The organism is Rhodococcus sp. 05-2254-5, from assembly GCF_002258575.1.
In the GTDB taxonomy this organism is placed as follows: Bacteria; Actinomycetota; Actinomycetes; order Mycobacteriales; family Mycobacteriaceae; genus Rhodococcoides; species Rhodococcoides fascians.
The window spans coordinates 48007-67967 of the sequence record NZ_NOZG01000007.1 but is presented as its reverse complement, the minus strand read 5'-3'; the positions used below and the strand labels follow the sequence as shown (position 1 = coordinate 67967).

Annotated in this window: 23 protein-coding genes and 1 pseudogene; 14 read left to right on the top strand and 10 right to left on the bottom strand. The window is 63.5% G+C overall.

The features are described 5' to 3' along the window. The first annotated feature begins 2 nt into the window (after positions 1 to 2). Positions 3 to 725, top strand: coding sequence for an SDR family NAD(P)-dependent oxidoreductase (locus CH278_RS05655; RefSeq protein ID WP_094621380.1), 723 nt, complete (start codon positions 3 to 5; stop codon positions 723 to 725). Here CH278_RS05655 and CH278_RS05650 read toward each other — a convergent pair. Next, positions 722 to 2485, bottom strand: a complete 1764-nt coding sequence (locus CH278_RS05650; RefSeq protein WP_027495472.1) for a 2-isopropylmalate synthase — start codon at positions 2483 to 2485, stop codon at positions 722 to 724. The genes CH278_RS05655 and CH278_RS05650 overlap by 4 nt on opposite strands. Positions 2486 to 2536: 51 nt before the next feature. Between CH278_RS05650 and CH278_RS05645 the strand changes: the two genes are divergently transcribed. Both CH278_RS05645 and CH278_RS05640 read left to right on the top strand, forming a co-directional pair. Beyond that, positions 2537 to 3217, top strand: coding sequence for a FadR/GntR family transcriptional regulator (locus tag CH278_RS05645; protein ID WP_094621379.1), 681 nt, complete (start codon positions 2537 to 2539; stop codon positions 3215 to 3217). Between the two features lie 118 nt (positions 3218 to 3335). Then, positions 3336 to 3674, top strand: a complete 339-nt coding sequence (locus CH278_RS05640) for a bile acid:sodium symporter family protein (protein WP_201245346.1) — start codon at positions 3336 to 3338, stop codon at positions 3672 to 3674. Here the strand turns inward: CH278_RS05640 and CH278_RS05635 are convergent. Next, complete coding sequence (locus CH278_RS05635) at positions 3661 to 4041, bottom strand: VOC family protein (protein WP_032367016.1); 381 nt, start codon at positions 4039 to 4041, stop codon at positions 3661 to 3663. The two genes, CH278_RS05640 and CH278_RS05635, sit on opposite strands and share 14 nt — an antisense overlap. A 42-nt stretch (positions 4042 to 4083) precedes the next feature. Next, positions 4084 to 5154 carry an NAD-dependent epimerase/dehydratase family protein gene (locus tag CH278_RS05630; protein WP_094621378.1) on the bottom strand — a complete coding sequence of 357 codons (1071 nt, stop codon included), beginning with the start codon at positions 5152 to 5154 and terminating at the stop codon, positions 4084 to 4086. Positions 5155 to 5259: 105 nt separating this feature from the next. Here CH278_RS05630 and CH278_RS27370 point away from each other — a divergent pair, with 105 nt between their 5' ends. The 4 genes from CH278_RS27370 to CH278_RS05615 all read left to right on the top strand — a co-directional run bounded on the left by CH278_RS27370 (position 5260) and on the right by CH278_RS05615 (position 9602). Next, positions 5260 to 5412, top strand: coding sequence for a hypothetical protein (locus CH278_RS27370; RefSeq protein WP_167326464.1), 153 nt, complete (start codon positions 5260 to 5262; stop codon positions 5410 to 5412). A gap of 74 nt (positions 5413 to 5486) precedes the next feature. Next, a complete protein-coding gene (locus CH278_RS05625) occupies positions 5487 to 6539 on the top strand; it encodes a YihY/virulence factor BrkB family protein (protein ID WP_032367019.1) in 1053 nt (350 codons plus the stop codon). A gap of 209 nt (positions 6540 to 6748) precedes the next feature. Further along, positions 6749 to 7393 (top strand): GAF and ANTAR domain-containing protein, encoded by a 645-nt coding sequence (locus CH278_RS05620; RefSeq protein WP_052063100.1) that lies wholly within the window; start codon positions 6749 to 6751, stop codon positions 7391 to 7393. 70 nt (positions 7394 to 7463) lie between these two features. Continuing rightward, positions 7464 to 9602 (top strand): catalase, encoded by a 2139-nt coding sequence (locus tag CH278_RS05615; RefSeq protein WP_094621377.1) that lies wholly within the window; start codon positions 7464 to 7466, stop codon positions 9600 to 9602. A 2-nt stretch (positions 9603 to 9604) separates the two neighbouring features. Here the strand turns inward: CH278_RS05615 and CH278_RS05610 are convergent, their stop codons facing one another. From CH278_RS05610 to CH278_RS05590, 5 genes and pseudogenes are all read right to left on the bottom strand, one after another. Next, the gene (locus CH278_RS05610; RefSeq protein WP_032383178.1) at positions 9605 to 10012 is read right to left on the bottom strand and encodes an ankyrin repeat domain-containing protein; all 408 of its coding nucleotides are present in this window, start codon (positions 10010 to 10012) and stop codon (positions 9605 to 9607) included. Between the two features lie 290 nt (positions 10013 to 10302). Next, on the bottom strand, positions 10303 to 10596 hold the full coding sequence (locus CH278_RS05600) for a hypothetical protein (protein WP_094621375.1): 294 nt from the start codon (positions 10594 to 10596) through the stop codon (positions 10303 to 10305). A gap of 21 nt (positions 10597 to 10617) precedes the next feature. Further along, positions 10618 to 11829, bottom strand: a complete 1212-nt coding sequence (locus CH278_RS05595) for a GMC family oxidoreductase (protein WP_179274341.1) — start codon at positions 11827 to 11829, stop codon at positions 10618 to 10620. Positions 11830 to 11922: 93 nt separating this feature from the next. Further along, positions 11923 to 12033 (bottom strand): annotated as a pseudogene (locus CH278_RS28205) (NAD(P)-binding protein); the annotation flags it as partial. Next, positions 12030 to 12722 carry a carboxymuconolactone decarboxylase family protein gene (locus CH278_RS05590; protein ID WP_057474355.1) on the bottom strand — a complete coding sequence of 231 codons (693 nt, stop codon included), beginning with the start codon at positions 12720 to 12722 and terminating at the stop codon, positions 12030 to 12032. The gene CH278_RS05590 and the pseudogene CH278_RS28205, both read right to left, overlap by 4 nt. A 136-nt stretch (positions 12723 to 12858) precedes the next feature. Here CH278_RS05590 and CH278_RS05585 point away from each other — a divergent pair, with 136 nt between their 5' ends. From CH278_RS05585 to CH278_RS05575, 3 genes are all read left to right on the top strand, one after another. After that, positions 12859 to 13608: a TetR/AcrR family transcriptional regulator gene (locus CH278_RS05585; RefSeq protein WP_052066810.1), complete on the top strand. Its 750-nt coding sequence runs from the start codon at positions 12859 to 12861 to the stop codon at positions 13606 to 13608. A gap of 139 nt (positions 13609 to 13747) precedes the next feature. Then, a complete protein-coding gene (locus tag CH278_RS05580) occupies positions 13748 to 14137 on the top strand; it encodes a DUF4234 domain-containing protein (RefSeq protein WP_230073142.1) in 390 nt (129 codons plus the stop codon). A gap of 31 nt (positions 14138 to 14168) precedes the next feature. Further along, positions 14169 to 14603, top strand: a complete 435-nt coding sequence (locus CH278_RS05575; protein ID WP_032406096.1) for a GNAT family N-acetyltransferase — start codon at positions 14169 to 14171, stop codon at positions 14601 to 14603. 97 nt (positions 14604 to 14700) lie between these two features. Here the strand turns inward: CH278_RS05575 and CH278_RS05570 are convergent, their stop codons facing one another. Both CH278_RS05570 and CH278_RS05565 read right to left on the bottom strand, forming a co-directional pair. Next, positions 14701 to 15870: an MFS transporter gene (locus CH278_RS05570; RefSeq protein ID WP_094621372.1), complete on the bottom strand. Its 1170-nt coding sequence runs from the start codon at positions 15868 to 15870 to the stop codon at positions 14701 to 14703. Continuing rightward, positions 15870 to 16709: a MurR/RpiR family transcriptional regulator gene (locus CH278_RS05565; RefSeq protein WP_080731151.1), complete on the bottom strand. Its 840-nt coding sequence runs from the start codon at positions 16707 to 16709 to the stop codon at positions 15870 to 15872. The genes CH278_RS05570 and CH278_RS05565 overlap by 1 nt, the downstream gene beginning before the upstream one ends. A 142-nt stretch (positions 16710 to 16851) precedes the next feature. On the opposite strand from CH278_RS05565, the gene CH278_RS05560 reads away from it, so the two are divergent. From CH278_RS05560 to CH278_RS05545, 4 genes are read left to right on the top strand one after another with little or no spacing between them, the layout of a single operon-like run. After that, positions 16852 to 17181 (top strand): hypothetical protein, encoded by a 330-nt coding sequence (locus CH278_RS05560; protein ID WP_094621371.1) that lies wholly within the window; start codon positions 16852 to 16854, stop codon positions 17179 to 17181. Between the two features lie 12 nt (positions 17182 to 17193). Next, positions 17194 to 17427: a tripartite tricarboxylate transporter TctB family protein gene (locus tag CH278_RS05555; protein WP_179274347.1), complete on the top strand. Its 234-nt coding sequence runs from the start codon at positions 17194 to 17196 to the stop codon at positions 17425 to 17427. Positions 17428 to 17430: 3 nt separating this feature from the next. Beyond that, on the top strand, positions 17431 to 18954 hold the full coding sequence (locus CH278_RS05550) for a tripartite tricarboxylate transporter permease (protein ID WP_082519354.1): 1524 nt from the start codon (positions 17431 to 17433) through the stop codon (positions 18952 to 18954). Further along, complete coding sequence (locus CH278_RS05545) at positions 18951 to 19943, top strand: Bug family tripartite tricarboxylate transporter substrate binding protein (protein ID WP_094621369.1); 993 nt, start codon at positions 18951 to 18953, stop codon at positions 19941 to 19943. Before CH278_RS05550 ends, CH278_RS05545 begins: the two co-directional genes overlap by 4 nt. Positions 19944 to 19961: the final 18 nt, after the last annotated feature.

The following is a 19961-nucleotide window of genomic DNA, read 5'->3' as shown; positions in this document are numbered from 1 at the left end:
AAGTGACACGAACAGTCGTGGTAACCGGAGGCGGCACCGGCATCGGACGCGCGATAGCAACCCGCTTCGCAGAAGACGGTGCGCGCGTGATCATTACAGGCCGACGGCTGACCGCTCTCGAACACGCCGCCCGAGACATTGCCGGAAACGTCGAAGCGGCTTCGGTCGATGCAACCGATGCAGAGGCCGTGACGGAGTTCGCAGCAGCAGTCGGGCCGGTCGACGTACTGGTCAACAACGCCGGCGGCAACACCGACTTCGACCGCACACCGCCGAACGGCCTGAGCGACATTGCCGATTCGTGGCGAGCGAACTTCGAGTCCAATGTGCTCACGGCCGTCCTGATGACCACCGGCCTCCTTCCGCGAATGAACGACGGTGGTGCGATAGTCACCATCGGGTCGATCGCCGCAGACAAAGGATCGGGCTCGTACGGCGCGGCCAAGGCCGCCATTGCGTCGTGGAACATCGACCTCGCACGGCAACTCGGTTCGCGATCCATCACCGCGAATGTTGTTGCACCCGGCTACATTGCCGACACCGAATTCTTCCGCGACGTCCTGACCGACGACGCGAAGGACGGTATGGCCGCATCCGCCATGACCGGACGCGCCGGAGCACCACGGGACATAGCCGAGATGGTGGAGTTCTTGGCCTCCGATCGCGCCCGTCAGATCACCGCCCAGACATTCGCCGTCAACGGCGGTGAGTGGCCATCCCGCTAGGTCGACGCGTTGGCCGCACGAAGGACCGCGTCGAGGGTGGCGGACAGAACGGAGCGATCGATCCCTGCCGCCCATCGAGACCCAGTGGCAGTGCGATATTCGAGCATCGACACCGCATCACTGTCGTTGCCGGCTCGCACACTCGTCTGCGTCAGCCCGAGGATGTCCAGGTGCCTGCCATGAGCAGACAACGCGTCGACGAGTGCCTCGACGGGTCCGACTCCCGTGTGTGAAGTCTCGAAGGACGTGCCGTCGATCTTCAATGTGATGCAGGTGTCGGCGGACCCGTCGTCGTCGTGAGAGTCGAAGCCGATCAGGGTCACGTCGGGTTCGTCGACACCGATGTACACCTCCCGGAAGACGTCCCAGAGTTGCTCGGCCGACAGTTCGGTACCGATCGAATCCGTGCGGGCCTGCACGTGCCGGGCGAGGTCGATCTGCAGGCGACGCGGAAGTTCGATGCCGTAGTTGGTTTCGAGGAGATACGCGATTCCTCCCTTGCCCGACTGCGAATTCACGCGAATGACCGCGTCGTACGAGCGACCGATGTCGTCGGGGTCGATCGGCAGGTACGGCACCCGCCATTCGATGTCCCGCTCGGAACGGCCTTCGCTCAGCGCCCGAGTGCGATGCTCGACGAAACCCTTCCTGATGGCGTCCTGGTGCGTACCGCTGAAGGCGGTGTGTACGAGGTCGCCGACATACGGATGCCGCGGGTGAATCTCGAGCTGGTTGCAGTATTCGACGGTGCGTCGAATCTGATCGATGTCGGAGAAGTCGATCATGGGATCGACACCCTGCGCGTGCAAATTCAATGCGAGAGTGGCGATGTCGACGTTTCCGGTGCGCTCGCCGTTGCCGAATACGCAGCCCTCCACCCGCTGCGCTCCGGCCAGGACGGCCAGCTCGGCGCAGGCAATGCCGGTCCCGCGGTCGTTGTGTGGATGCACCGACAGGATTACGCTGTCTCGTCGCGCAAGGTTGTCGTTCATGTACTCGATCTGGTCCGCATAGACATTCGGCGTCGCGACCTCCACTGTGGCAGGCAAATTCAGGATGACCGGCCGCTGCTGCGTCGCGTCCCACAGAGTCGTCACCGCATCGCAGACATCGAGGACGTAGTCGGGTTCGGTGAGATTGAAGACCTCGGGTGAGAACTCGAATCGCACGTTGGGCAGGTCGCCGGCAAGTTCGAGAACGTCGGCTGCGCCCGAAAGTATCAGTGAGCGAAGCTCGTTGGCCTCCCGGCCGAGCACGACCTCGCGCCACGTAGGAGCCGTGGCGGTGTACATGTGGATCACGACGTCGTTGGTGATTCCGCGGATCGACTCCACGGTTCGCTCGATCAGGTCGCGTCGGGCCGGGGTGAAGACGACCACGGTGACGTCGTCCGGTGCCAGATCGGTGTGTGCCAGCAGCCGCACGAAATCGAAATCGGTCTGCGATGCCGATGGATACCCGACTTCGATTTCCTTGTAGCCCATCGCAACCATCAACTCGAAGAACTGCTTCTTGCGGGCAGGATCCATCGGCTCCGGCAACGCTTGGTTGCCGTCGCGCAGATCGACCGGCACCCACAGCGGTGCCTCGGTCAACCGTCGCTCCGGCCAGCGACGCTTGGTCAGCAGAATGTCGACCTTGGCGTAGACGTCACGGTAACGATGCGACGGCATCTGGGAGTGCCGCTGCCGATTCCAGGTGGGCGCGCCGGCGGGAACGGGTCCGGCGGGAGTGGACAGAGTGGGGAAATCTGTGCGCATACGAGCAATGTAGCACCACTCCTCAGACAAGCTGAGGAGTATTCTTCGACTGTGACCGCGATACGCCGAACCTCGCTGGCCGATCAGGCCGCCGAACTGTTGCATGCCAAAATTCAGTCCGGTGAGTGGCCGGTCGGCACCAAACTGCCAGGTGAAACCACCCTTGCCCCCATGTTCGACGTCGGCCGATCGACGATGCGCGAGGCCATCAGACAACTGGCGGGGCGCGGAATTCTCGTCACCCGGCAGGGATCCGGAGTCTTCGTCGAATCGGTCGACGAGGCGCGGACGGACTGGGACAAAGTTCTCCAGCGCTCACACATCACCGTCGTCCTCGAGGCCCGCCTCGCCATCGAAGGTGAGGCGGCAGCTCTCGCCGCGGTCCGACGCACTCCCACCGACCTCGACGCCATCCGTCGCTCACTCGAGCTACGCAACACCGCTCGCGCCGACGCGGTCGATCTGGTGGAGGCGGACATGGCTTTTCACCGCTCCATCGTGGTCGCGTCGCACAACGACATCCTGCTCGAACTCTTCGACTCCATGGCCCCACGGTTACGGACCGCGATGATCGACATGCTGAAGATCAAGGGCGCGTTCGGAGAGGACTCGGACCACGACACCCACGCCGACGTCGTCGAGGCAATCGCCGCACGCGAAGAGCACCGCGCTTACGCGCTCACCCGCACACATCTACTGGAGTTGTCGACGACCATCGCCCCTCCGACGTGAGCACCGGCCGGTCAAGCCTTGTCAGCTACTAACACCGTCCGAGTACAGAATCCGGTGCAGCTGACCGCGCTCACCGCGGTCAGCTGCACCGGATTTTCACCGTTGCGTGGTTGTCCTCGTGGTGTCCGCCAGCGCGCCGACCCTGCTGTCGATCGGTGCCCTCATCGTCCTTGCCGTCGTGCTGCACAACTCGCTGGGCCTCGCGGTGGGCTACGGAATCGGTAGGGCATGCGGACTCGATGTCGCCAGCCGCCGTGCGATCAGCGTCGAAGTCGGTATGCAGAACTCCGGCTTGGCAGCGGCACTGGCCTCGGTCCACTTCTCACCCGCTGCAGCACTCCCCGCGGCGATCTTCTCGGTGTGGCACAACGTATCCGGATCGCTGCTGGCCAGCTACTGGTCCAGACGGTCGACGGGTGCCGATCACCGCCAGGACAGTACCGTCACACGGGACTGAGTCTTGGACGCAGCAAACAGAATTCGTTGCCTTCCGGATCCGCTAGCACGTGCCACGATTCCTGGCCGGTCTGGCCGATATCCACTCGTCGGGCACCGAGAGTGAGCAGTCGTTCGAGCTCGGCGTCCTGATCTCGATCGGTTGCATTGACGTCGATGTGCAGTCGAGGTTTCGCCGGCTCGGGATTCTCACTGGGGATGAAGATGATGGTCGGCTGCGAGCCGCCGAAACCGTCGCGCGCACCGATCTCGACGGAACCGTCACCCTCCCTGTCCAATACGACGAAGTCCAACACCTCACACCAGAACGATGCCAAGGCCTCGGGATCGCGACCTTCGAGTACGAGTTCACTGATTCGACATGCCATGGGCGGGAATTTACACCTGCCCCGGCGTCGAACATGTCGTGTTCACGGCCTTTTCGCGCGAGAAATGAATCCCCGTCGACCGAACGCTCGCAGGCGGTCCTTCGCAGTACGCGAGCGCAGGGACGTGGTGGGCGCACCCGCGTTGTCGCGCATACCCCGAATGACCTCTCGGGCCACGTCCGGACCATCGATTCGCGGAGTCCAGTCCAGGTCCCGTCGAGCGCGGTCGGTGTTCAACATCGGGGTGGCGAACGCGAGATCGACCCAACCGTGATGCACTGCGGACACGTGGGTCTCGAAGCCGAGGCGCGCAGCAGCGGACAACACCCGAGAGGGCACGGGCACGATGCGCGCACCGAACGCGTCGGCCACGTCGTGGGCTCGCACGGGCGTCGGGCCGCCGAGGTTGTAGGGCCCGGTTGCACGCCTATCCAGCACTCGCACGATGGCATCGGCGACATCGTCGCTGTGAGCGGCGGGAACGGCGAACGACCTGTCGATGGGCAGGATCGGAAGATGATCGACGATTGCCGACGGCACGAGATCGGGTAGGGCGTAACGCAACAGCGCACTTCCGAACTCGTACTGCCCGATCAGGCCCGGCCTGATTCGAGCGACCGCGACATCGGGATGCGCTGCCTCGAACTCGTCGAGCACATCCTCGGCGGCGGCCTTGTCCATGCTGTAGGTCGACGAAGACACCCCCGTTCTCGGCCACGACTCGTCCACCTTCTCGCCGTACGACCCCGGTGCGTACACCCCGCCGGAAGACATGTGCACCAGATGAGGAACTCCGGCGTCCGCACAGGCAGTTGCCACCGTGCGCACTGCGTCGACATTGACTGCCCGCAGATAATCGCGATCACGCATCGGCTGGAAGGCGATGGCCAGATGAACCACTGCGTCTGCGCCGCGGCACAACGCGCGTAGCTCGTACGGTGCGTGTTCGCCGGTGAGATCCAGCGGAACCCAGTCGACTTGCTCGGCAAAAGGATTGAGGCTCGGCGGACGCCGCGCTACGGCGACAATGGAGTTGCCCGGATGCTCGTCGGTGAGCCTTCGCAGCAGGGCGGTGCCGACATTGCCGGTCGCGCCGATCACTACAGTTCGCATCTCTACCTCCGAAAATCGACCACAGTCGAAGTGCCCCCTGCACATCGATCGAAACCACACTGGCTCAGGAGTTTGAGCCGCCATCCTCCCGGGCATCGAATCACCATGAGTGAAAACAACGAACCGACCCTCGACGACGTCATGATCCCCACCGAGGAAGCTCACCCCGACCACAAAGAGCACGCCAAGACGCCGAAGCATCTCGACGACAGCGACCTCGACGCGCGTACCGAGCACGAGCGCAACGAAGTGAACTGACGGCCGAATCGAACGACCGTCATGGCGGTCGCATTTCCCGGTTTCCACCGAAAAACCCCGGGTATGCGATCGCCATGGCCGATTCAGCAGCATCACCCGCACCCACCGAGGCAGATCCGGACGATCCGCGCAAAGCGGATTCACCCGCCGATCTGACCAAGCCGTCGTGGATCTATGTACTGAAGAAAACCGCCCGTGAGTTCTCCCGGGATCAGTGCACCGACCTTGCAGCTGCTTTGACCTACTACGCCGTGCTCTCGCTCTTCCCCGCCATCCTGGCCATCGTGTCGTTGCTGGGTGTGTTCGGCCAGGGACAGGCCACGGTCGACGGCGTGCTGCAGATCGTCGGCGATCTCGGCCCGCAATCCGCTGTCGACACGTTGCGTCCCACCATCGAACAGCTCGTCCAAGCGCCCACTGCCGGATTCGCGTTGATCATCGGTATCGCAGGCGCACTGTGGTCTGCATCCGGCTACGTCGGCGCATTCGGCCGCGCGATGAACCGCATGTACGAGGTGGACGAGGGACGGCCCATCTGGAAGCTGCGCCCCGTGATGCTTCTGGTCACGCTCATCGCCTTGACCCTGATTGCGCTCGCCGCCGTCATGCTGGCCATCAGTGGCCCCGTGGCCAAAGCTGTGGGCGACGCCGTCGGACTGGGCGACACCGCACTGACGATCTGGAACATCGCACGGTGGCCGCTGGTCCTGATCGTGGTGGTACTCGCGGTCGCGATCCTGTACTACGCAACGCCGAATGTGCAGCAGCCCAAGTTCAAATGGATCAGTTCCGGTGCCGCGGTCGGCATCATCGTATGGATTCTCGCCACCGTCGCGTTCGGCTTCTACGTCGCCAACTTCTCCAGCTACAACAAGACCTACGGCTCCCTCGCCGGAGCCATCGTGTTCCTGCTGTGGCTGTGGATCACCAACTTGGCCTTGCTGTTCGGTGCCGAACTGGACTCCGAACTCGAACGCGGCCGCCAACTCCAGGCCGGAATCGTCGCCGAAGAACGCCTGCAACTGCCGCCCCGCGACACCCGGGTATCGGACAAGAACGACGAAAAGGATGCGCAGGCTGTCGAGGAGGGTCGCAAATTGCGGGAGGAACACAACCGGACACCGTGAACATCCCGGACGCCACCGATCGATGAAACAGTTCCGCGTGGTGCGCTGATTCGGTGTGGCGGTTCGGGTGACACAGAGAGGCAAGGCAACGTGGCCGAGGAAGAAAATACGGAAGAGTCCCGACGCGTGCACGCCCCGGACTCGGATAGCTTCGGCGCGTCGATGTACGGACACCACTTGGAGGGGTCGTAAGAGTCAGCAAGAGGTGTGTGACCGACGCCGGCGCGGACGGAGCCGCGGTCGCCATCCTCACCGATGACGCAGATGCTCGGGATCTGCTGTACGCCACGAACTCCGAAGCAGCCCGCATCGACGAGCTCCAATTCACCACCGGCGAGGGCCCCTGTATCGATGCCTTCGTCACCGGGGAGCCGCAACTACACCCGGACATCGGTAATCGGCCCGATACCACGGGATGGCCATCCTTCGCGTCGGAAGTTCTTCAGGAGCTCGGCGTGCACGGGGTGTACGCGTTCCCTTTGTTCAGTGGTGGTGCTCGACTCGGGGTCCTCGAGCTCTACACCCAAAAGTCGGGAACGATGACGACACAACAGATCGCCGCTGCCGAGGCTGCGGCGTCGACCCTCGGTGACATCGTCGTCGGAGAAGTGGCAGCCCGACCGAATTTTTTCGACGAGTCGACACTTGGACCACCCGAGGGCGCATTTCGCTTCGCTCGATCCGACATCAACATTGCGGTCGGTGTGTTGGCCGAACGTCTGCATGTGTCGCTCGACGAGGCAACCGCGCGGCTGCGTGCCCGTGCCTACGCCGATGCCCGCTCGATCTCCTCCCTCGCGTTCGACATCGTCCGGGGAGACGGCTTGTTCTACGACGACCCGGGGAGCGCTTGACATCGAAGCCCACCGTCCATCGACCACGAACGTCCGAGTTGACAGCTCCAACAACGAAAGAAGGCCGAACATGCCACCCATCCCTCGCCCGGATCAATCGTCGCCGGCACCCAACGGCCCGACCGGAGCTCGCGATACGAGAGCCCAAACCGGTGATTTCCTGACCACTGCGCAAGGCGTACGTCTACCCGACACCGATCATTCACTGAAGGCGGGCGATCGAGGCCCGACGTTGCTCGAGGACTTCCATCTTCGCGAGAAGATCACCCACTTCGACCACGAGCGAATTCCGGAGCGCGTCGTGCACGCACGCGGTGCCGCCGCACATGGAACGTTCGAGTCCTACGGGTCGGCGAAGACCGTGACCAAGGCAGGATTCCTGGCCCAGAAGGGCAAGCGGACACCGGTTTTCGTGCGATTCTCGACCGTTCTCGGATCGCGTGGTTCCGCCGATACAGTCCGCGACACCCGTGGTTTTGCGGTCAAGTTCTACACCGACGAAGGAACCTTCGACCTGGTCGGAAACAACATGCCCGTCTTCTTCATCCAGGACGGCATCAAGTTCCCCGACATCATTCACGCCGGCAAACCGCAGCCCGATATCGAACTGCCGCAAGCTCAGTCGGCACACGACTCCTTCTGGGACTTCGTCTCGCTGCACACCGAGGCAACTCACCACGTCATGTGGAACATGAGCGATCGAGGTATCCCGCGCTCGTATCGCACGATGGAAGGCTTCGGCGTCCACACGTTCCGCCTCGTCGCCGAGAACGGCGAGACCAGGCTGGTCAAATTTCATTGGAAGCCGCTTGCCGGAGTGCACTCACTGGTGTGGGAGGAAGCCCAGATCGCAGCGGGCGTCGATCCGGACTTCCATCGACGCGACATGTCCGACGGCATCAAGGCCGGTGCCCCACTGGAATACGAGTTCGGAATCCAGGTCATGCCCGACGACGGCACCGAGACCTACGAGGGTATCGATCTGCTCGATCCCACGAAAATCGTTCCCGAAGAACTGGTTCCGGTGCAACCCATCGGCAAGCTCACCCTCGACGCGAACCCCACGAACTACTTCGCCGAAACCGAGCAGGTCGCGTTCCACACGGGCCACCTGGTGCCGGGCATCGAAGTCACCAACGACCCGCTGATGCAGGCGCGTCTGTTCTCTTACCTGGACACCCAGATCACGCGTCTCGGCGGCCCCAATTTCTCGCAACTGCCGATCAATCGACCGCATGCACCTGTCAACGACATGCTGCGAGACGGTATGCACCAGAACGCCGTTCACACCGGCCTTGCCCCGTACCTCAGCAACTCGGTCGACGACGGAGAACCAGCGGTAGCAGGTGAGAAGGACCACGGTTACGTGCAAACTGAACGCCTCATCGAGGGCCGCGCGGTACGAGCGAACCCCGCATCCTTCGACGATCACTTCACTCAGCCCACCATGTTCTATCGCAGCCTCAGTGCCGTCGAGCAGGATCACCTCGTCGAGGCATTCACGTTCGAGCTGGGCAAAGTGTTCGAGCAATCGATCAAGGAACGTGAACTCGAGGTTCTTTCGAACGTCGACGCCGATCTGTGCGAGCGCGTCGCCGCCGGTCTCGGCCTGCCTGCACCCGTCGGCACACCCGCTGAGGACGTATTGCTCTCCCCCGCACTGTCTCAGATCGTCGAGGCTCCGGGACCGATTGCCGGACGCAAGATCGGCGTCATCGCCGACGCCGGATCGGACCTGTCCGGAATCGGCAAGCTACGGACGGCAGCCGCGCGCCGCGGTGCCACAGTGCACGTCATCGCTGCGGCCGGCGGCATCCTCGGCAAAGGCATGCGCACTCAGGTGGTCGAGCGAACATTCCTGACAGTTCGTTCGATCGAGTTCGACGCCTTCGTCGTCGCGGGCGGAACGACGCCGACGAACGACATCAAGCTGATCCTGTTGCTGCAGGAAGCATTCCGTCATTGCAAAGCGATGGGTGCCTGGGGCGACGGAGCGGCACTGCTCGAGCAGGCCGGAATCGGTGCCGACGACGCAGGCGTCGTCATCGGCGAGACAGCGGTGAAAGCGTTCAACGACGCGTTGCTCGCTGCGGTCGGATTGCACCGGGCCTGGGATCGTGCCCCCGCGGTGATGGCGTCGAACATCCCGCCTGCAGTCCCCGACAAGCCTGCTCGTAAGCGGGCAGCCAAGGCCAAGGCAAGGAAGTAGGGCTACCCCGACTGGGGCTCGGTCAGCATCGCTGCCATGTCGTCCAACTCGAAGTACTGGGCGATTGCGTGCGCCGATCGAGCCCCGGCTGCGGGGTCCGCGCCTGCCTTCAGCAACATCCTCACAATGGGCGTCGACCGACGAAACACCGCGGCCGCCAACGCTGTTTGACCGTTGTCGTTCACGCGATCCACCGCAGCCCCCAGCGTCAGAAGCATGCTCACCGCACCTGGTTGTACGTGATACGCCGCCAGAATCAACAGTGTGTCGCCCTTGTCGTTGGTCAGGTCGACGGACCCTCCGGCCTCGAAAAACGACTGCAACCACGAGGCGTCACCGCTGCGCGCGCAATCGAATGCATGCCGAAACACAGCCAGAACATCGTCGTCCAGAACATTGTCGTCGTCCACCAACACATGATTCCCCGAGCGACGAGATTCAACCGAGGCATCGTCCGATCCAAGTCGACGGTGAACGGCACGCGTCGTGGTCACCGGTCCAAAGTGAAGTACATCAGCGTGATGCGTCGCCGCATGACAGTGAGGTACATCGCGGCAATGAACACCCCGGGCCCCATCGCAGCTGCTTCGCCGGTGATGAGCCGAACCGGCCGAGGGTTCGTACGCTGGTCGTAGTCCAGTGCTGCGTGGTGCCCGTCCTGGGCGGTCGTGATCGCGAAGTCACCGAATGTGCGGGGTCGTCAGCGACCGATCCACAGGTTGGTTCCAGTGTTGCCGTCGAATCTCTTGCCGCGCCATATCGGGCGCGCGAGCATCGCGACGATGGAGGTGATCGGAGTGCGCAGCATGCCCGGAAGTCGTTGCAGAGCAATCAAAGACACTATTCTTCCGGTGTAGTCGCCGGCAAGGACGACGGGTGACGGCGAGGCGTTCATCAGCGACGCCAGATCGGCGAAGCCGAGACCGTCACGAGATGTCGGTATCGGAGCAGTGGCGTCGACGAGGCTGTGCAAGCGAATTGTGTTGTCTTTCATCGGATTCTCCTGACAGGTGTTCTAGAGCCCAGAGGTTTCTGGGCATCGGTGGATCTGGTGGCTGATGCGTTCGGCCATTGCGGCGATGGTCATGGCGGGCGGAATGCCCGGCGCGGACGGCAGTATCGACCCGTCGGCGACGAAAAGTCCGGGATAGTTGTGAACCTGCCCGGAGGTGTCGACCACGCCGTTCGTCGGCGACTCGGCCATCGGTACTCCACCGAGTGGGTGGACCGAAGCCAGACGCGTGCTGCCGCGACCGAAAGGCGCATTGACGATCGTGCGTTTCGCCCGGTAGCCCGACGCGATCGCCGTGGCGTGCTCGGCGAGTCTCTCGAACAATTCGGAATCGTCGTCGCGGTTGGTGCCGAGGTGAAGATTGCGCCCGTCGTAGGTGGCCTCCGACGCGATACGGTCCGCGCCCATACCGATCAGCAGGGCAGTTCGTGGCAGCAATCTCGCCACCGCGGCGGACGGGGCCATGCGGTGCAGGCGAAGCCCCACCTCGGCAGTGAGGAAATCACGTCGGCCCTCCGCGGTCAGATACGCAGTGATCGGCGGTCCTGCAACGGAATCGACTCGCTGCGCGGTCCGATGAACCACGGTCACCATGTCCCCGTTGGGGGTGAAGCCACGTCCCAGGGCGGAGCTGACAAGGGGCAGCGTTCCGAGCCGGTCGCGAGCGTCGAACAGGAGCCGCATCGTTCCCAGCGTTCCCGCCGACAGGATCAATCGAGGTGCAGATTCGACATAGCTGCGACCGCGTTCGTGGTCTCGGTACCGCACCTGCCATCCGCCGTCGGGTGTCTGCGACATGGCGACGACCTCACTCATGGCCCGCAACTCGGCTCCGTGACGCAGCGCCATCGGCAGATAGGTCGTTCCCATCGTCGCCCTACTCGGTTTGCCATGGGGATGGCTCGTGAGAGCCAGATCGGGAAAATGCACCGGGCCCAGTCCCGCTGCGGTCACGGCGCGGTCGAATGCGCGCGCCTTCTGCGGAATCGGCGCAACCGGACGTGGGGCGAGCATTGTTCGGACCGCGTCGATATGTGGCCGCATCTCGGCTGCGTCGATGCAGTCGGGGAAAGCGTCGAGGTAGGCGTCCGGTGGTGGCACCTGCATGTCGGTGTAGACGAGAGATCCGCCGCCGACCCCGCTGGACACCACACAGGTCAACCGGTCGAACTGATGTAGCTCGTACAGTCCGTGACGGCGGACTCCGACAGACATACTGCGTGACCGAGTGGAATATCGGATCCCTCGCACCATATGCAATGGGCCCGTCCGACCCGATGCGGGAACCCGGTCGCCATCCCACCATGCCCCACGTTCGAGAATCAGAACCCGGTGGCCGCCTTCTGCCAGTCGTGCTGCAGTGACCGCACCGCCGAATCCAGACCCGACGACTATGGCGTCCCACGTGGGCTTCGTCATGAACCCACACGACCGTTCACGCTGCCCTGCGCGGTGAGAGCACGACCGTCGAATCGATCGAACTCGTGCCACACCTTCTTCGGGGACACCCGCCGTCGCAGTGCCAACGACAACGCCGAGACAACGGCCCCGACCAAGTAGGTTCCCCCGACAATCAGTTCGTCGACCACGCGACTTCCCGGTACCGAATGCCCGCGCATCCGGCGAATCAGCGCTTCTGCGGTATTGCCGGATACGTTCAGCAGCGTCATGACTCGAACGACGGTATCGAGGTCACGGATTCGCTGTGGGCTGTACCGGTTTTCCATCCGACGTTCGAGGGCCTCGTCAGCACGACCGAGACCGTTCGCCGCTCGGCTCTGCGCCCACACCACCGCGATCAAGACATCGTCGGTCGCGTCGGCCGGATCCAAGCCGACCAGCCGCGCCAATCCGTCGCGGTCCGCGCCGGAGGTGATCGCGGCATCGTCGTGCATGAAAGCGCAGAACTTGCAGTCGTTGACCATCGCAACGGCGAACATGACCTGCTCACGCAGCAGCGGGTCGACGCCAGTCGGTGTCCAGACGGTGACAAGGCTGCGTCCGCGCCTGAGAAGAGTGCCGACATCACGCGTCATGGCGGCCGCAGTGAACGTGCGTTTACGGAAAGGGGGCACTACGTCGGTGTGCCGACCGGGTTGAGCTGCCATGTTCGCCACTTCCTTCGATCGATGCGAAGCGCAATGTAATCACCGATAACATTTCGATCGGTGATCGCACAGTAGGCGCTGTCTGCCTAGACTGTCAACGGGGCACGGGAAGACAGGATCGGGAGGAGTGGTCACAGTGGGCGGAGCAGCTGCACCATCGCGTCGAGAAGCTCGACGTAAGGAGACCGTCGACGAGATCAAGACGCGGGCTCGTGCGCATCTGGCCGAACACGGGCCGGGCGGGTTGTCCTTGCGTGCTGTCGCACGGGAAATGGGAATGTCCTCGGCGGCGATCTACCGGTACTTCGACAACCAATCGGCCTTGATCGGAGCGCTCTGCATCGACGCATACACCGCGCTCGGCGACTCCATCGACGCTGCTCGAACCGACGCGGACCCACATGATCTGCAGGCCCAGTGGTGGGCCATGGGCCACGCAATCAGACAGTGGACGCTCGCCCACCCCCACGATTTCGCGCTGATCTTCGGAACCCCCATCGCCGGCTTTCACGCCGACGCCGCAGTGACCGGCCCGGCAGCAAGCCGCGCACTACTTTCACCGATGGTGGTCTATCTCGCTGCGGTCGAGAACGGATCGGCAGACCTGACTCGGTGCCAGATCCCCGAACTGCTCGAGCCCGGCGATCTCGGGACCTATTTGCTCGATCTGCAAGAGACTGCTCTCGCGAAAAGTATCGACCGCCAACACCTTCTGCGCATAGCGGCGGTAGGACTCAACGCCTGGGCGTCGATCTTGGGTTTTCTCGTCTCCGAACAGTTCGGCAATTTGCCACGCCTGGTCTCGAGTGTGGACGCGCTCTACGACTCACACCTCCGGACGGTGTTGTGCGGGATGGGGTTCGACGTGCTACCAGCGACTGCGTGAGTGCCGTGCACGGAGCGAGACCTCGCGTACGGACCCAACGACGTGGGAGAATCGTGTGGTCCACGGACATGCGGCGTCTGTCGCGTCCGACAAGGTTGGGGGGAGCATCATGACCGGTCCGGTTGCTCAAGGTAGTGCGATGAAGCGGCGAAACCCCGTTGTCGTGTGGATCCTGTTGCCGCTCATCACTCTCGGCATCTACCACTTCGTCTGGTACTACCTCATCCACCGTGAGATGGCGGACTTCGACCGACGCAAGGTCGACCCGCCGGTCGTCGGACCACTGCTGGTTCTGCTCCTCCTCGGCTGGACCATCATCGCGCCGTTGATCAGCTACTACAACACAGGAAACCGCATCGCCGACGCCCAACGCGCGGCCGGCCTTCAGCCGACGTGCAGCTCGGTCGTCGGACTTCTGCTCACGTTCGTCTTCGGCCTGCAGTCCCTGTACTACCAGCTGGAACTGAACAAGATCACGGCCCGATACAACGACGTACCGCCGGGAACCGTTGTGCCGCTCGCGGTGTGAATCGCGAAACCGAAACCACGAAAAGGACCCGATGACCACCCTCCATCACGCACCGCTCTCACGCGTCGATCCGAGCACTCTGTACCGCATCTTGGCCCTTCGAGTCGCGGTATTCGTACACGAACAGAAGATCGTCGACGAGGCCGAACTCGATGGCGCGGACCTACTTCCGACGACCGAACTGTTCTGGATCCAGGACGAGAACAGCGAGGTGTTGGCCACTCTCCGAGTGCTCGTCGACGACACGGTCCACATCGGCCGCGTCGCGACCGCGACTGCCGGCCGTGGCCGCGGATATGCCGGACAGCTCGTCGAGGCCGCCCTCGAGGCATACCCCGGGGTGGTCGAGATGTCCGCGCAAGCACACCTCGAAAAATGGTACGGCCGATTCGGATTCACTCGAGTGGGAGAGCAATACCTGGAAGCGGGAATCCCGCACGTGAAGATGTCCACCCATCCCAGCTGAATCAGCCCAGTGTCGGTTCGTGTGCAACTTGTGCTCCACTCTGTGCCCCGAGTCGGGGAATCCTCGCGACCGAGGCGTCGAGTGGAGCGTCAATTGCTCAGGGTCGGCTCCGCGGATGCGAGGCTGCAACGATCGATCCCCCGAGCACGAGTGCATTGCCGAGCAGAATGCCCGTCACCCCGAACGGGCCGGCAAGCGCGCCGACCGTCAGTGGGATGAGGATCTGCGCAGATCTGTTGGCCGACATGCGCAATCCCAGCGCCTCCCCCTGCGTGGATTTCGGCACGATCGACACCACCCACGACATGGTCAGTGGCTGCGGAATACCCAACGCGATGCCGAGTGCAATCATGACTCCGATGGCTCCGACGGCCTGTACGAACGGCAGCACGGCGAGAGCGGTCGCGCCCGCCGCCAGCGAAACATTCAGCAGCACAGTGCGACCGAACTTCGCGTCGAGTCTGCCCAGCCCCACTCGGCTGACCACCGACACCCCGGCACGCAACGCCAGCAGCCACCCCACCGTCGTCACCGACACCCCACGCTCGACGGCCCACGCGGGCACGAAGGCATAGAGCAGATCGACCGTCACGAGCACCGCGCCGCTGACCGTCAACGATTGCCACATACCCGGCAGCTTCAGCAATTTCAGCCCCGACGCTTCCCCTTCGGCAGGCTTCTCGGCACGAATGTGGTTGCGGCCGACCATCAAGAACAGTGCGGTGGGGAGCGCGACCGCGGTGAAGGCACCGGCAGTGAGGATGCCTGCCGTCGTGTTCGGGCTCTCGATGCTCGCGCCGCCGAATCTCGACGCGACGGCCGTCACGGCGAGCGGCCCCACCAACTGACCCATCGACGCGGCGGCAGTCAGTGCGCCGAAGGCACTTTCGTTCTTGCCGTCGACGTGGGCGTGTGCAACGAACGCCTGCTGCCCGATCATGATGAGCAGATTGCCCAGTCCGAACGCAGCCGTGCACACGAGCAACGCCCACATTGCCGAAAACGTGACGAGTACACCGGTTGCGATCGAGCACAACACGATTCCCGAAACGATCACCACCGGCCCGCCGAACCTGTCGGCGATGCGCCCGATCGGCAGGGCCGCCAATACTGCGGGCGCAGCGAAGAGTGCCGCAATCACCGCAAGCGTTCGAGTGTCGGCACCCTCGGCGATCGCCCGATAGCCGATCATCAACCGCACCCCGACCCACCCGGCCTGCGCAGTCGTCGCCTGAACGGTCAGAGCAATGGAGTCACGAGAAGGCATCAGCGCAAGGGAATTTCGTCGGTTCCTCCGACCAACCTCGACACGTCGTTGATGTCGTCGCGCACCGCCCCGTACCGATCGGGATCGAGGTGGAAGATGGCCAACTGCAGCGCGTACGCAATGGCAATGGGAATGATGAGGGTGTTGTATTCCGAATCGTCACCACGTTGGGCGACGAGCAGATGCGTCGGCGCGGGGCGAAAGTGATATCCCGGCGCGTCGCTGATGAGGATCGACGTGCCGCCGCGTCGTTCCGCTTCCCGGACCAGCGCAGGCAGCTGCGACGGTGCCTCGCGCAGGGCAAAGGCGATCAGGACGGAGTCCTCGGTGAAGCTGACGAACCGCTCGGCAAGGTCCTTCCCTCCGAGCCCGAGCTCGACGACCACCAGGCCGAGCCTGCGGAGCCGTCGTGCCAGCATATCCAACGCGGGCCGCTCGTCGGCCTTGGAGAACAGGTAGACCACCCGCGAACGGTGAATCGCCGTAGCCACCTCCACCAACTGCTCCTGTGGGATGAAACTCGACAACCGTTCGAGAGCACGCGCTTCGTCGCGAGCGAACACGGCAAGCTCATGCCCGGTGTCGCTCCTCATCAGTGCCGATGCCGCAACCGGTTCTGGGCTGTCGCGCTCCAGGTCGGCACGAAGGTCGGGGAAGCCGCTGTAGCCAAGCTTCTGCGCAAGACGCACTACCGTCGACTCATGCGTCTGTGCACGGGCCGCGACCGGGGCCGCCCGCAGACTCGACGGTTCGGGCTCTCCGAGAAGTACTGCGATGACACGTTTTTCGGACGCGCTGAGCGATTTCCCGCTACTGGCAACCACTGTTCGGAAGCTCATACCCTCCACTTTCCACTGTGTCTGTTGACACACTCAACCACAATCCTGTAAACCTGTGCAAGATTGCAAGTGACGTGAAGCACAGCAATCCGGCCGACCCCTCCAGGCCACATCGAACTTATCGTCAGAAAGGCAGCCGGCCGTGAAGATACTGCTCGGCACACAACACACGATCGAATGGATCGTGCTCGGCGCGACGCTGGTCGTCGGATTGGCGACCGTCACCATGGCAACCGGCTACGGCATCGCCGCCGACCCCGGCGTCGGCGCGGGCTTCCTGCCCCTGGTGGGCGGCCTCGGCATGATCCTCGGCGGCGCTATGTGGGCGATACAGCTCGTCCGAGCACCGCGGGTGACGACCCCCGAACCTGAACTGGAGCTAGAACCAGCCACCTCGGCGGCCGTCGCGTTCCTCTCCAGCGACAACGAGGAGGACGCCGACGAGACCGAACTTCCCGACCGCGCAGGCTGAATCAGAATCGGAGTGGTCGTCGCCGCGATCGCCGGCGCAGCGCTGGTCCTCCCCACCCTCGGGTACACCCTGTCCATGGCGCTGATGCTCGCCGTCGTGCTGACCTTCGTCGGCAAACGGACTCCAGTGGTCGCCATCGGCGTCGCCGTGGCCACCACACTCGCCACCCGACTGGTGTTCGACGTCTGGCTCGGCACGGCCCTGCCTGCATCGTCCATTCCCTTCCTCGCCGATTGGGGGTTGTGAGCCATGGGATTTCCCGATCTGATGGCAGGCTTCGTCAACGTCCTCACTCCGACGCATCTGCTCTTCGCACTCCTCGGCTGCGTACTGGGCATGCTCGTCGGCGTCCTCCCTGGGTTCGGCCCCGCCGCTGCGGTGTCGCTGCTGATCCCGATCACCTTCGGCCTCGACGCCACCACGGCGCTGATCATGCTCGCCGCCATCCTCTACGGCGCAGCATTCGGCGGCACTGTCACCGCGGTCCTACTGCGCATTCCCGGTGAGGCGTCGTCCATCGCAACGACACTAGACGGCTACGAGATGGCCAAGAGCGGACGCGGCGGTCCCGCCCTCGTCGTTGCCGCACTCGCGTCGTTCGTCGGCGGACTGGTCGGCGTCGTCGGATTCGTCGTCGTCGCCCCGTTCAGCCGATTCGCACTCGAATTCGGTGCTCCCGAACTGTTTCTCGTCGCACTACTCGGCATGGCCCTGATCACCAGTTTCTCGGGCAACAACCCCGCGAAAGCGCTGATCAGTGTGGGGCTCGGCCTGGCCATCGCGTCGGTGGGCATCGACTCCGGCCAAGGCATCCAGCGGTTCACGTTCGGCATGCCGGAACTGTTCGACGGCGTCGCACTCGTGGCCGTTGTGATGGGCTGCTTCGGTCTCACCGAAATTCTCATCCAAGCCCGCTCGGCGGGCGGTGCCGGCCGACGACCACTCGCCGTCGGAAAGCTGCTGCCCACCAAGACGGACATCACCAGGTCTGCAGGCCCCACGATGCGCGGCTCCGTCATCGGCTTCTTCATGGGCCTGCTCCCCGGATCTCCGGGTGCTGCAACCTCATTGGCGTCCTATGCGATGGAGAAGAAGCTCACCAAACGTCCCGGGCAATTCGGTAAGGGTGCCGTCGAGGGTGTCGCCGGACCGGAATCGGCCAACAACGCACTCGCACTGTCGTCGATGATTCCGCTCTTCACCCTCGGCATCCCCACCTCCGCGACCGTAGCCATCATGGCCAGCGCCTTCACCATCAACGGTCTGATCCCCGGCCCACTGTTGTTCCGCGACAACCCTGAAGTGGCCTGGACCATCATCGCCAGCTTCCTCGTCGGCAACATCATTCTGCTGATTCTCAACGTGCCACTGGTTCGCCTGTGGATTGCCGTACTGAAGATCCCGTTCCACTACCTGATGGCGATGATCCTGGCCTTCATGTTCCTGGGCGTCTACAGCATCAACGGCAGCGTCTTCGACATCTTCATCATGCTCGGCGCAGGCGTCATCGGATACCTGTTCCACCTCACCAAGATTCCTCTGACTCCACTGGTGCTGGCCCTGATCCTCGGGCCTCTGCTCGAGGAGAACTTTCAGCGTTCACTTTCGCTCTCTCGCGGGGACTACGGCGTCTTCGTCGAAGGTCCCATCAACAAGGTTCTCCTGCTCGTCTTCATCGCAGCCGTTCTGTTCGGAATGCTGCGCCCCGTCCTCGCTCGCATCCTCTCCCGCCGCGCCACCCAAACCCAGCCCATCGAGGAGCCCGTCTCATGAGAACACTGCCCACCCTGGTCGCGGCCATCTCCGCCGCCGCCCTGATTGCCGGATGCGGCTCGAGCACAGCCGATTCCGGAGCATCGTTCCCACGGAACGGTGCCACCGTCGAATGGGTCGTCCCGTCTGCCGCAGGCGCAGGCAACAACATCCTGGCCCGAATCATGGCCCCCGCCATGGAGACCGAACTGGGTGTACCGGTCAAGGTCGTCAACAAGGAGGGCGGCAGCCAGGTCGTCGGACTGAACTACCTGGCCAACGCCAAGCCGGACGGTGAGACCATCGGCTTCACCAACATCCCGTCGATCCTCGGGCGATACCTCGACCCGAGCAAGAAAGCCGGGTTCGATCGCGAAAGCTTCTCGCCCATCGGTTCGTTCGCTTCCAACGACATCGTGATCGGGGTCAACAAGTCCAGCCCGTACAAAAACATTGCCGAGCTCTTCGACGCCGTCAAGGCCAACCCGGGGTCCATCACCGTGGGCACCGATTCCAGGGCCGGCGACGACCACGTCAACCTCCGCACCCTCGAAGACACCCTCGGCCTGGACTTCAACATCGTCCACTACAACAGTGGTGCCGACAAGATCTCGGCCCTGGTCTCGGGTGAGACCGACTTCGCCCTCGGCGGAGTCTCGAGCTTCTACGGCCAGTTCGCATCGGGGGAGGTGAACATCCTCTCGGTACTCACCGAGGAGCAGAACAAGCTCATCCCCGAGGTACCGACGCTGGCGAGCGAGGGATACGACGCCCCGTTCATGACCAACAACTTCGCCATCAGCGCTCCCGCGGGCACCCCGGACGCGACGATGACCACGCTGCAGAATGCCCTCGAGACTGCACTGGCCGATCCGGCGGTCGCCGAGAAGCTGACCGGCGCAGCGACGCAGCCCGATTGGGTCTCCGGTGCAGACGTCGCGACCTTGTGGGAACAGCGTGAAACCGAGATCGAACCGATCATCGCCGAACTGCTCGCCGACCAGCAATAAGTCACCCGAAAGGCATTG

Excerpts from the sequence above, each read along its gene's own strand:
- CH278_RS05650 (WP_027495472.1), bottom strand. The coding sequence starts at position 2,485 with ATGCGCACAGATTTCCCCACTCTGTCCACTCCCGCCGGACCCGTTCCC.
- CH278_RS05635 (WP_032367016.1), bottom strand. The coding sequence starts at position 4,041 with ATGGCATGTCGAATCAGTGAACTCGTACTCGAAGGTCGCGATCCCGAG.
- CH278_RS05630 (WP_094621378.1), bottom strand. The coding sequence starts at position 5,154 with ATGCGAACTGTAGTGATCGGCGCGACCGGCAATGTCGGCACCGCCCTG.
- CH278_RS27370 (WP_167326464.1), top strand. The coding sequence starts at position 5,260 with ATGAGTGAAAACAACGAACCGACCCTCGACGACGTCATGATCCCCACC.
- CH278_RS05625 (WP_032367019.1), top strand. The coding sequence starts at position 5,487 with ATGGCCGATTCAGCAGCATCACCCGCACCCACCGAGGCAGATCCGGAC.
- CH278_RS05615 (WP_094621377.1), top strand. The coding sequence starts at position 7,464 with ATGCCACCCATCCCTCGCCCGGATCAATCGTCGCCGGCACCCAACGGC.
- CH278_RS05600 (WP_094621375.1), bottom strand. The coding sequence starts at position 10,596 with ATGAAAGACAACACAATTCGCTTGCACAGCCTCGTCGACGCCACTGCT.
- CH278_RS05595 (WP_179274341.1), bottom strand. The coding sequence starts at position 11,829 with ATGTCTGTCGGAGTCCGCCGTCACGGACTGTACGAGCTACATCAGTTC.
- CH278_RS05590 (WP_057474355.1), bottom strand. The coding sequence starts at position 12,722 with ATGGCAGCTCAACCCGGTCGGCACACCGACGTAGTGCCCCCTTTCCGT.
- CH278_RS05580 (WP_230073142.1), top strand. The coding sequence starts at position 13,748 with ATGAAGCGGCGAAACCCCGTTGTCGTGTGGATCCTGTTGCCGCTCATC.
- CH278_RS05575 (WP_032406096.1), top strand. The coding sequence starts at position 14,169 with ATGACCACCCTCCATCACGCACCGCTCTCACGCGTCGATCCGAGCACT.
- CH278_RS05570 (WP_094621372.1), bottom strand. The coding sequence starts at position 15,870 with ATGCCTTCTCGTGACTCCATTGCTCTGACCGTTCAGGCGACGACTGCG.
- CH278_RS05565 (WP_080731151.1), bottom strand. The coding sequence starts at position 16,709 with ATGAGCTTCCGAACAGTGGTTGCCAGTAGCGGGAAATCGCTCAGCGCG.
- CH278_RS05550 (WP_082519354.1), top strand. The coding sequence starts at position 17,431 with ATGGGATTTCCCGATCTGATGGCAGGCTTCGTCAACGTCCTCACTCCG.
- CH278_RS05545 (WP_094621369.1), top strand. The coding sequence starts at position 18,951 with ATGAGAACACTGCCCACCCTGGTCGCGGCCATCTCCGCCGCCGCCCTG.